Below are 10090 nucleotides of genomic sequence, written 5' to 3' on the forward strand. Positions count from 1 at the left end.
ACGGAGAGGCTCTTCGTAACATATAGAAGCTATGAAAGTTGGAGGTAAAAAAATTGAAAAAAATCAGCCAGATAACATTGGTTTTTACAATGTTACTAGTTCTCATTGCATCGCAGTTTACCTACAGTCCGCTTAAAGCTGCGGCTGAAGATAATACGCTTGGTTTAAAGGCCGAGGCAGCTATTATCCTTGATGGAAAAAGTGGAAAGATAATCTTCGAAAAAAATGCTGATAAAGTATTGGGTATTGCTTCAATGTCTAAAATGATGACTGAATATATCATTATGGAAGCTATTGAAGATAAGAAAATTAAGTGGGATGATACAGTAAAGATTAACGAATATATACATAATCTTTCTAAGTCTCCAAACCTGTCGAATGTAGGGTTAACACAGGGTGAGGATTACACAGTTAAAGAACTATACAGTGCAATGGCGATTTATTCAGGTAATGCAGCGACAGTAGCATTAGCAGAATTAATTTCAGGAAGCGAAAAGAATTTTGTTAATCTTATGAATAAAAAAGCAAAAGAAATTGGATTGAAAGACTTTAAGTTTGTTAACTCAAGTGGATTGAATAATTCCGATTTATTAGGAAATCATCCTGCTGGGGATGCTAATGAAGAAAACGTAATGACAGCAAGAGATACAGCAACACTTGCTTACCGTTTAATCACGGATTATCCGGAAGTTCTAGACTTTTCAAAGGTATCTAAGTTAGAATTCCGCGACGGAAAAGAATATCCTAATTTCAACTGGATGCTTCCCGGACTAATCTACGAGTATAAAGGTGTAGATGGGTTAAAGACAGGTTCTACTGAATTTGCTGGATATGGACATACAGCTACTGCTATTCGTGACGGGCAGCGTTATGTTACTGTTGTAATGAAGTCCACATCTAAAAGCGAACGTTTTGAAGATAGTATTAAATTAATGGATTATGCATTTAGTAACTTTAATACAGAAAAAATTGTACCCGCTGATTATCAAGTAAAAGGAAAAGAAAAGTTACCTGTAGCAAAAGGGAAAGAAGACAGCGTTAAAATTCAATCGGAAAAAGCAATCGAGCTTACCATTGAAAAAGGACAAAAGAGTAATTACGTACCCAAGCTTGTCATTGATAAGGATAAATTGAATGAAGATGGCAAATTATCGGCACCTATTAAAAAAGGTGATAAGATTGGGTATCTAACAGTCGACTCTAAAGAAGATTCAGATTATGGATTTATAGATAAAAAAGGTGCTAAAACTGTTCAAGTAGACGTGGTTGCTGCTGAATCTGTTGAGAAGGCTAACTGGTTTGTCCTATCCATGCGTGCAGTTGGCGGATTCTTCGGAGATATTTGGGACAGTGCTTCCTCAACCGTTAAGGGCTGGTTTTAATTCTGCTCCTAAGGATGAATAAAAGGGTTGCAACTTGCAAATAATTATAGTACATTATGGAAAACAAATTGATAAAATTAAAACGTTGATAGGAACTAGTAATAGGTGTTTTTTCTAAAGAGAGCCGGTGGTTGGTGTGAATCGGTGTAAGGCACTTATGAATCCCTCCTTGAGCAAAGTATGGAACACCTTAAGCTAAGGTTAGTAATTACTTTCGGCTTTAGCCGTTATCTTTATAAGTGGAAAGTTTATTTATGATACTTTCAACTAGGGTGGCAACGCGGGTTAACTCTCGTCCCTTTTCAGGGGACGGGAGTTTTTTGCGTTCATTTTAAAAATTTGAGTTACTAATAGGAGGAATAAGAGATGTTAGATTTAAAATTTTTACGTAATAACTTTGAACAAGTGAAGCATTCATTACAGCATCGCGGCGAGGATTTGACTGATCTGGGTCGTTTTGAAGAGTTGGATGTCAAACGCCGTACATTGATTGCTGAAACGGAGAAGTTAAAGAGTCGTCGTAATGAAGTATCACAGCAGGTGGCTGTATTAAAACGCGAAAAACAGGATGCAGATCATTTAATTGTCGAAATGAGACAAGTTGGTGATCAAATTAAGAGTTTCGATGAAGAGCTTCGAAGTGTGGAAGAAGATTTAGATAAGCTGTTAATGTCTATTCCTAATATTCCCCATGAAAGTGTGCCTGTTGGAGAAACAGAAGATGATAATGTCGAAATACGTAAATGGGGAGAGGTTCCTGCTTTTGAATTTGAGCCAAAGCCTCACTGGGATGTTGCAACTGAACTTGGAATTCTTGACTTTGAAAGAGCTGCAAAGGTAACGGGCAGTCGTTTTGTTTTTTATAAAGGCCTAGGGGCAAGACTTGAACGTGCCTTGATTAATTTCATGATTGATTTGCATGTTGAAGAACATGGTTATGAGGAAATGCTTCCACCGTATATGGTAAACCGCGCAAGTATGACAGGGACAGGACAGCTTCCGAAATTCGAAGAAGATGCCTTCCGCATTGAAAGTGAAGATTACTTCTTAATTCCAACAGCAGAAGTTCCGGTAACTAATTTCCATCGTGATGAAATTTTAAGTGTAGACAGCTTACCTATCAGCTATGCAGCTTATAGCGCCAGCTTCCGTTCTGAAGCAGGATCTGCGGGGCGTGATACGCGTGGGTTAATCCGTCAGCACCAATTTAATAAAGTGGAGCTTGTGAAATTCGTTAAACCTGAAGATTCTTATGAGGCACTTGAACAATTGACGGGACATGCAGAAAAGGTGCTTCAGCTTCTAGACCTTCCGTATCGTGTCTTGAGAATGTGTACGGCTGATCTTGGGTTTACTGCTGCGATGAAGTACGATATTGAAGTATGGATTCCAAGTTATGAGACATACCGTGAAATTTCTTCTTGTAGTAATTTTGAAGCGTTCCAAGCAAGACGGGCTAATATTCGCTTCCGTCGTGATCCAAAGGGAAAACCGGAGCATGTGCATACGTTAAATGGTTCTGGACTGGCGATTGGACGGACTGTAGCCGCTATCCTTGAGAACTATCAACAAGCAGATGGCAGTGTGAAAGTTCCTGAGGTTCTTGTTCCATATATGCGTGGAGCAAAAGTAATTAAAGGATAAGTGGAAGAGAGGGGGATTTTCCCCTTCTCTTTTAACTATAAACAGGCAGTTTTTTTGTTTAAAAAGTTATTTTAAAAAAACTTTAAAAAGGTTATTGACTTTTGTTTCAAATCCCTGTAATATATAAAATGTTGATACGGAGGAATACCCAAGTCCGGCTGAAGGGATCGGTCTTGAAAACCGACAGGGGTGTCAAAACCCGCGGGGGTTCGAATCCCCCTTCCTCCTCCATACTTATTAAAAACCACAGCGCATAAATTGGATATCGTGAAACCTGTTGCAGAGATGTGGCAGGTTTTTTTAATTTTGTTTTTTCAATATAAAAAAAGCACACCTTTATATGAGGTGTGCTTTTTTACGTTATATTCTTCTTAACCTTTTTGTTTGATCCATATAAGAGGCGATGCGCTCGACAATCGGCTCAATCGAACCTTCGCTGCTTACTAGATCGTAATCATTTATATTCAAACGTAATACTGGACAGGCATTGAATTGATTAATCCATTGTTCGTAGCGTTGGTGCATTTCTGTCCAATAAGCAATAGGAGTCGTTTGTTCCATTGGACGACCACGGTCTTTAATACGGCTTAGGATGTCGTCTAGTGAACCTTCTAAATAAATCACTAAGTCTGGATGAGGGAAGTAAGGTGTTAATACCATAGCATCAAACAAACTTGTATAGGTTTCATAGTCGGTAGGATTCATCGTCCCTTTTTCATAATGCATTTTAGCGAAAATACCGGTGTCTTCATAAATGGAGCGATCTTGGATAAATCCGCCGCCATACTCAAAGATTCTCTTTTGTTCCTTAAAGCGTTCTGCTAAAAAATAAATTTGTAGATGAAAGCTCCAGCGGTCAAAATCATCATAGAACTTATCAAGATAAGGATTAGTGTCGACTTTTTCGAATGAAGTTCTAAATTGTAAAGCATTTGCTAAAGCGTTTGTCATGGTTGATTTACCGACGCCAACCGTGCCAGCAATCGTAATGACAGAGTTAGCGGGTATATCATATTTTTTCCGAAGGTTCATGTGTAAAAACTCCTTTGTGAAGTGCAAATTCAATTTGAGTTACAATTGCCTCTAAATCATCCTTATTCTCAACGAAATCCATTAGGTCGCCATTAAAGCGCAGTACCGGAATATCCGGATGTTGTTTTTCGAAAGTTTCCATAAAGGTTTTATAATCCAGGGATAATTGTTCTAGATAGAGGGGGCTAATGTTTTTTTCGAAATCCCTGCCCCGTTTACCAATACGGTTAAATAAGGTTTCCAGACTTGCATCAAGATAGATCACCATATTTGGCTTGGGCATGTCTTTCGTTAAAATAGTAAAGATCTCTAAGTATTTATCATATTGTTGGTCCTTCAGGGTTCTTTGGGCGAAGATAAGATTTTTGAAGATATGGTAATCGGCTACTACGGATTTCTCTTGAGCTAGATATTTAGCTTGAATATCTTCCAGCTGCTTATAGCGATTACAAAGGAAAAACATTTCTGTTTGAAAGCTCCACTCTTCGATATTATTATAAAATTTTCCGAGAAAAGGATTTTCGTCAACGATTTCCTTTAACAATGAAAATTGAAAATGGTTAGAGAGTGCTTTTGCAAGAGATGTCTTCCCCACACCAATTGGGCCCTCAACGGTAATAAACGGTGTGCTTTTCATTGGATTGTTCCTCCTCCAAAAAAACAACCTGCAAAGCAGATAGGTTCTTGGTTAATTTTTTACATCATAAAGGTCATTCAGATATACCATGAATTATTGTATCATAGACGTTTGACCTAGGCTTAAAAATTAATACAATATACGACAAAAAAAGCTAGGGGCAAATCGCCGCAGCTTGATTGATGGTTCATCTAGTTAGGGTGGTATGGTGAAATATCCGCTTTTAAGACATGTTTCATCATAAGTAAGGCGTATTCGTTATCTTGAGGAGACGCCGAAGCCAAGCCGTTTTGTGGTACTGAAAGGGTATATTCCCGCATATAGGCATCGTTAGCCGTAAATAACACACATATATTTCCGGCTATACCGGTTATCGTTAAGTGTGTCACGTTGAGGTGATGAAGCAGCGTATTTAATGCTGTGCCATAAAAAGCCGAGTACTTTGGTTTAATTAAAAAAAAATCATCCTTATCAGGAGATATCTTATCAATAATATCCGTGTTTTTTTCATTTCGGCAGGTCTTTATGATTTTTTGGAAATCTGCCTGCCATAAATTATAATGGTCATTAACATAGATAATAGGATTGTTATCAGTTTTGAACTGTTGCTTAATCTGTAGTATGGGTTTAATAATAGATGTTGTATGTTGGAGAAGCAAAGAACCATGGGGAAAGGCAAAATCATTTATCATATCTACGATCAGCAATGCACGTTTTGGCTGGTTGGTCATGCGTTAAGCCTCCTAAGTATAGGTGTATAGTACAGGAGTAAAATACAATGGTAAAAGGTAGTGTGGCTCAATGTCCCTTCCTTTACTCGGTCAGTTGCAGGAGGATATTAGTAATGGACGATATATACTTTATGAAGCAAGCGATAGAAGAAGCGATGAAAGCGAAAGAATTAAATGAGGTACCAATTGGAGCTGTTATTGAAATAGGCGGAGAAATTATTTCAAGAGGCCACAATTTACGAGAAACAGACCATAACGCTATCGCACATGCCGAACTGTTGGCAATTGATCGTGCTTGTCAGCGTCTTGGTACCTGGAGATTAGAGGATGCGACTCTCTACGTGACATTAGAGCCGTGTCCAATGTGTGCAGGAGCCATTATACAATCTCGAGTGAAGCGAGTTGTCTTTGGAGCTCATGATCCAAAGGCGGGCTGTGCGGGTACTTTTATGAACTTATTGCAAGATGAACGCTTTAATCATCAAAGTGAAGTAGAAAGTGGAGTTCTTGGAGATGAGTGTGGACGCATACTGACAGATTTTTTCAGGGCTCTTCGTGAACGAAAGAAAACAGAAAAGGCACGTAGAAAGGCAGAAGGCATTTCTAATATAATTGGTAATCAATAAGGTTTGCTTTTTTAGGGTTTGCTTAGTATAATTATATTTGCCGTGCTAGACGGGGAGGTAGCGGTGCCCTGTACTCGCAATCCGCTCCAGCGAGGTTGAATTCCTTCTCGAGGTTTGTAAGCTGTAGGGTCTGCCTTAAGTAAGTGGCGTTGAAGCCTGGGTCCTGCGCAATGAGAATCCATGAACCATGTCAGATCCGGAAGGAAGCAGCATTAAGTGGAAACTCTCATGTGCCGCAGGGCTGCCTGGGCAGAGCTAACTGCTTAAGTAACGCTTATGGCTGCAAATCGACAGAAGGTGCACGGTATTACATAATTCATTCACTCATCCTGCTGGATGAGTTTTTTTTATATCCGGCGATGGATGGTTTAATTCAAGAAAACAGTACGCTATAATAAACATAGATGAAGAAAATGAAGGAGGAGTATCCGTGGGGTACCAAGCATTATACCGCGTATGGCGGCCACAGCAATTTATTGATGTAGTCGGCCAAGAACATGTAACAACAACCTTGCAAAATGCTCTTATACAGCAAAAAGTGTCCCACGCCTACCTATTTTCTGGACCACGTGGAACGGGTAAAACAAGTGCAGCGAAAATTTTAGCGAAAGCTGTTAACTGTGAAGAGGCACCAACGAGTGAACCATGTAATAAATGTGCAGCTTGTCTAGGTATTACGGATGGATCTATTTCAGATGTGATTGAAATTGATGCTGCCTCTAATAATGGAGTCGAAGAAATACGAGATATAAGAGATAAAGTGAAATATACACCGAACGCGGTTACCTTTAAAGTATATATCATTGATGAAGTGCACATGCTTTCTCAAGGAGCTTTTAATGCATTATTAAAAACGCTGGAAGAGCCGCCAAAGCATGTAATCTTTATCCTTGCTACGACTGAACCGCATAAAATTCCTCTGACGATCATTTCCCGCTGTCAGCGCTTCGATTTTAAACGGATTCAACCTCAGGATATTGTCGGAAGAATGTCGCAAATTATAGCAGAGACAGGCACTTCTGTTAATGAACAGGCACTCCATCTTATTGCTAGAGCTGCAGAAGGCGGAATGCGTGATGCATTAAGTCTGCTCGACCAAGCGATTTCCTTTAGCTCAGATGAAGTAACTGTGGAAGATGCCTTGACTGTAACTGGATCTGTATCACAAGCATTTCTTGGCAGACTTGCTAAGGCGATCTATGAAAAGGATGTTGCGGAGGCCCTGCAGGTTTTAGATGAACTATTATCCATGGGGAAAGACCCAACCCGATTTATTGAAGATATGATTTTCTTTTTCCGCGATTTGCTTCTTTATCAAATGGCCCCAGGACTTGCGGGTTCATTTGACCGGGTACTGATTGATCCAGAATTTGAAAACTTAGTTAAGACTATAAATTCAGATCAAATCTATGACATCATCGAGAGTTTTAACAAAACACAGCAGGAAATGAAATGGACCAATCATCCGCGGATTTTTCTTGAAGTGTCTCTGGTGAAGTTATGTCATCGTGAACAGGCAGCTGAGGTTTCTGGTACTCATATTGAACAATTGCAGCATAAAGTGGAGGACCTGGAAAGACAGCTCCAAGAGTTAAAAGAAAAAGGTCTTACAGCAGTGCCTGCGGCAGCTCAACCGACGCAGCAAAAAACGCAGCGGATAAACAAAAAGTCCTATAAAGCGCCAGTAGGAAAAATTCATCTTATTTTAAGAGAAGCTACAAAACCTGACTTAAATAGAGTGAAGAGTAAGTGGGGAGAAGTGCTTGAACAGCTGGGTGTTCAAAATCTAAAATCCCTTGCTGCTTTATTTAATGAAGCGGAACCTGTTGCTGCTTCTTCAGCTGCTTTTGTGTTAAAATTTAAATATGATATACATTGTCAGATGACAATGGAAAATTCTCGTTTCCTTGAAGCAATTGCCTCCATTATGCAACAAGTGACCGGCCATCGATTAGAACTAGCAGGGGTACCTGAAAGTCAATGGGCGCAAATTCGTGAGGAGTTTATCTCCACGCAGCAAATGGATGGTACATCGGAAGTGGAAACGAAAGAAGAAGATCCTTTTATAGCAGAAGCCCGAAAATTAGTCGGTGACGATTTGCTGGAAATTAAAGATTAATAACGGAGGTTATGACAATGGGTATGCGTGGCGGAATGGGTAATATGCAAAATATGATGAAGCAAATGCAAAAAATGCAAAAACAAATGGCTGAGGCTCAAGAAGAGCTTGGCGAAAAGAAAATTGAAGGATCAGCTGGCGGCGGAATGGTGACCGTTGTTGTTACAGGACATAAGGAAATTGTTGAAGTAAACATTAAACCTGAAGTTGTTGATCCAGAAGATATCGAAATGCTGCAGGACCTAGTGTTAGCTGCGACAAATGATGCGTTGAAAAATGCAGACGAGCTGACAAACAAAACAATGGGTCAATTCACTAAAGGGATGAATCTTCCTGGCGGTATGTTTTAAGGATTTGAATCACTGCGCCCGGCCATTTCTGAATGATGTGGCCGGGCATCTCTGTCTTATCAGACTTCAAGCGGTACAAAATTATTATCTGCATGTATGAATGAAATAGGCGTTTTTTATATTAGGAGGAATTCTTCATGCATTATCCTGAACCAATCTCAAAGCTTATCGACAGTTTTATGAAATTACCTGGTATCGGTCCTAAAACAGCTGCTCGTCTTGCTTTTTTTATTTTAGGTATGAAGGAAGATACTGTTTTGGATTTTGCAAAGGCTTTAATTAATGCAAAACGTAATTTGTCTTATTGTTCAATTTGCGGACATATAACAGATCAAGATCCTTGCTACATCTGTGAAGATAAGCGGCGGGATCGAACTACAATCTGTGTCATTCAAGATCCAAAGGATGTAATTGCACTTGAAAAAATGAGGGAATATAACGGTTTATATCACGTTCTTCATGGTAGTATTTCACCTATGGATGGGATAGGACCAGAAGATATTAATATCCCTGATTTATTAAAACGTCTTCAGGATGAGACTGTACAAGAAGTGGTCATCGCAACGAACCCTAATATAGAAGGGGAAGCTACAGCTATGTATATCTCAAGATTATTGAAGCCGTCAGGAATTAAAGTAACAAGAATTGCACATGGTCTGCCTATGGGCGGCGATCTCGAATACGCCGATGAAGTGACCCTGTCTAAGGCTTTAGAGGGTAGAAGAGAAATATAAGGTACAAAGGGGGAATAATGTTTGTTCTTTCGACGAAAAGGTTGGCTTCGTAATGAGTATGACCAAAAACTAATTGAACAACTAGAACTATTAAAGAAAGAGTGGCTGTATCAAAAGTCTATGCTGGAAAAAAGCGTCGATCCCTCACAAGATGCCATTCTGCAGACTAAGCTTGCAGAGATAAAGTACTTTTATCTGTTTAAAGAAGCCAAACAAAGAAGAGTTAGCCTTCGGAGATGATATGACGACATTATTTTGCCTGCTGGTTCTTGAAGATAGATTTTATACATACCTTACTAGTACAAGCTAAGTAAGGAGTGATGTCTTTGCAGCCAATTGTTTTTGTTGGAGTTATCGCCAGTATCATTTTTCTTCTATTAATTGTAGGTGCACCGGTAAAGTCTATTCGCTTCATCGGTCAAGGGTTAATAAAAGTTATTATTGGCGCAGTTTTTTTATTCTTTTTAAATGCTTTAGGGAATCAGGCTGGAATTCATGTTCCAATTAACCTGACTACGTCGGTAATTGCAGGAATTTTAGGAATTCCTGGAGTGGCTGCTTTAGCAGCTATTGATCTTTGGGTATTGTAAGCAGGGGAAGTGACCCCTGTTTTTTTAATGCCTATACGAAGCTTAAGAGAAAGATATTTATAGATAACATTCTATTATTTAAAAATAGGGATTGACCAAATTAACAATGAGTGATAATATAGTGGATGTCGTCAAAAAGACTATTCATTATTCGAAGAGCTGGAAAAAACATTTTAAAAAAGTGTTTGACAGTTAAAAGAATAAATGATATACTAATAAAGTTGTTTCGGAAGAAGCGACAAAAT

The 10090-nt window shown here is 39.1% G+C and carries 11 protein-coding genes, 1 tRNA gene, 1 other RNA gene and 1 other annotated feature; of the genes, 10 read left to right on the forward strand and 3 right to left on the reverse strand.

Annotation, left to right across the window (positions count from 1 at the left end; translation table 11 throughout):
- The first annotated feature begins 53 nt into the window (after positions 1-53).
- The 3 genes from MHI18_RS11685 (at position 54) to MHI18_RS11695 (ending at position 3257) form a co-directional block, all read left to right on the forward strand.
- Positions 54-1382, forward strand: coding sequence for a D-alanyl-D-alanine carboxypeptidase family protein (locus MHI18_RS11685; RefSeq protein ID WP_340847516.1), 1329 nt, complete (start codon positions 54-56; stop codon positions 1380-1382).
- Between the two features lie 76 nt (positions 1383-1458).
- Positions 1459-1685, forward strand: a binding site (T-box leader).
- Between the two features lie 63 nt (positions 1686-1748).
- Entirely contained in the window at positions 1749-3026 is a 1278-nt protein-coding gene (gene serS, locus MHI18_RS11690) for a serine--tRNA ligase (protein WP_340847517.1), read from the forward strand.
- Between the two features lie 138 nt (positions 3027-3164).
- Positions 3165-3257, forward strand: a tRNA-Ser gene (locus tag MHI18_RS11695).
- Between the two features lie 129 nt (positions 3258-3386).
- On the opposite strand, the gene MHI18_RS11700 is transcribed toward MHI18_RS11695, so the two are convergent.
- The 3 genes from MHI18_RS11700 to MHI18_RS11710 form a co-directional block, all read right to left on the reverse strand.
- On the reverse strand, positions 3387-4058 hold the full coding sequence (locus tag MHI18_RS11700; protein ID WP_340847519.1) for a deoxynucleoside kinase: 672 nt from the start codon (positions 4056-4058) through the stop codon (positions 3387-3389).
- Positions 4036-4695, reverse strand: coding sequence for a deoxynucleoside kinase (locus MHI18_RS11705; protein WP_340847521.1), 660 nt, complete (start codon positions 4693-4695; stop codon positions 4036-4038). The genes MHI18_RS11700 and MHI18_RS11705 overlap by 23 nt, the downstream gene beginning before the upstream one ends.
- 191 nt (positions 4696-4886) lie before the next feature.
- Positions 4887-5426 carry an isochorismatase family cysteine hydrolase gene (locus MHI18_RS11710; protein WP_340847522.1) on the reverse strand — a complete coding sequence of 180 codons (540 nt, stop codon included), beginning with the start codon at positions 5424-5426 and terminating at the stop codon, positions 4887-4889.
- Between the two features lie 113 nt (positions 5427-5539).
- Here MHI18_RS11710 and tadA point away from each other — a divergent pair, with 113 nt between their 5' ends.
- From tadA to MHI18_RS11745, 7 genes are all read left to right on the forward strand, one after another.
- On the forward strand, positions 5540-6052 hold the full coding sequence (gene tadA, locus MHI18_RS11715) for a tRNA adenosine(34) deaminase TadA (protein WP_340847523.1): 513 nt from the start codon (positions 5540-5542) through the stop codon (positions 6050-6052).
- A gap of 40 nt (positions 6053-6092) precedes the next feature.
- An RNA gene (gene ffs, locus MHI18_RS11720) (signal recognition particle sRNA large type) lies at positions 6093-6357 on the forward strand.
- A 125-nt stretch (positions 6358-6482) separates the two neighbouring features.
- Complete coding sequence (gene dnaX, locus MHI18_RS11725; RefSeq protein ID WP_340847526.1) at positions 6483-8171, forward strand: DNA polymerase III subunit gamma/tau; 1689 nt, start codon at positions 6483-6485, stop codon at positions 8169-8171.
- A gap of 23 nt (positions 8172-8194) precedes the next feature.
- Positions 8195-8521 (forward strand): YbaB/EbfC family nucleoid-associated protein, encoded by a 327-nt coding sequence (locus tag MHI18_RS11730; RefSeq protein ID WP_040374051.1) that lies wholly within the window; start codon positions 8195-8197, stop codon positions 8519-8521.
- Positions 8522-8658: 137 nt separating this feature from the next.
- On the forward strand, positions 8659-9255 hold the full coding sequence (gene recR / locus MHI18_RS11735; protein ID WP_040374037.1) for a recombination mediator RecR: 597 nt from the start codon (positions 8659-8661) through the stop codon (positions 9253-9255).
- Positions 9256-9276: 21 nt separating this feature from the next.
- Entirely contained in the window at positions 9277-9495 is a 219-nt protein-coding gene (locus tag MHI18_RS11740; protein WP_340847528.1) for a YaaL family protein, read from the forward strand.
- 80 nt (positions 9496-9575) lie between these two features.
- Complete coding sequence (locus MHI18_RS11745) at positions 9576-9845, forward strand: pro-sigmaK processing inhibitor BofA family protein (RefSeq protein ID WP_445669970.1); 270 nt, start codon at positions 9576-9578, stop codon at positions 9843-9845.
- The last annotated feature ends 245 nt before the right edge of the window (positions 9846-10090 follow it).

The sequence above is a fragment of the Peribacillus sp. FSL H8-0477 genome (assembly GCF_038002765.1).
In the GTDB taxonomy this organism is placed as follows: Bacteria; Bacillota; Bacilli; order Bacillales; family DSM-1321; genus Peribacillus.

Bases quoted from the DNA above. Each gene is read 5' to 3' on its own strand.
- MHI18_RS11730 (WP_040374051.1), top strand. From the start codon at position 8,195: ATGCGTGGCGGAATGGGTAATATGCAAAATATGATGAAGCAAATGCAA.
- MHI18_RS11705 (WP_340847521.1), bottom strand. From the start codon at position 4,695: ATGAAAAGCACACCGTTTATTACCGTTGAGGGCCCAATTGGTGTGGGG.
- MHI18_RS11745 (WP_445669970.1), top strand. From the start codon at position 9,576: ATGTCTTTGCAGCCAATTGTTTTTGTTGGAGTTATCGCCAGTATCATT.
- MHI18_RS11700 (WP_340847519.1), bottom strand. From the start codon at position 4,058: ATGAACCTTCGGAAAAAATATGATATACCCGCTAACTCTGTCATTACG.
- MHI18_RS11710 (WP_340847522.1), bottom strand. From the start codon at position 5,426: ATGACCAACCAGCCAAAACGTGCATTGCTGATCGTAGATATGATAAAT.
- recR (WP_040374037.1), top strand. From the start codon at position 8,659: ATGCATTATCCTGAACCAATCTCAAAGCTTATCGACAGTTTTATGAAA.
- tadA (WP_340847523.1), top strand. From the start codon at position 5,540: ATGGACGATATATACTTTATGAAGCAAGCGATAGAAGAAGCGATGAAA.
- serS (WP_340847517.1), top strand. From the start codon at position 1,749: ATGTTAGATTTAAAATTTTTACGTAATAACTTTGAACAAGTGAAGCAT.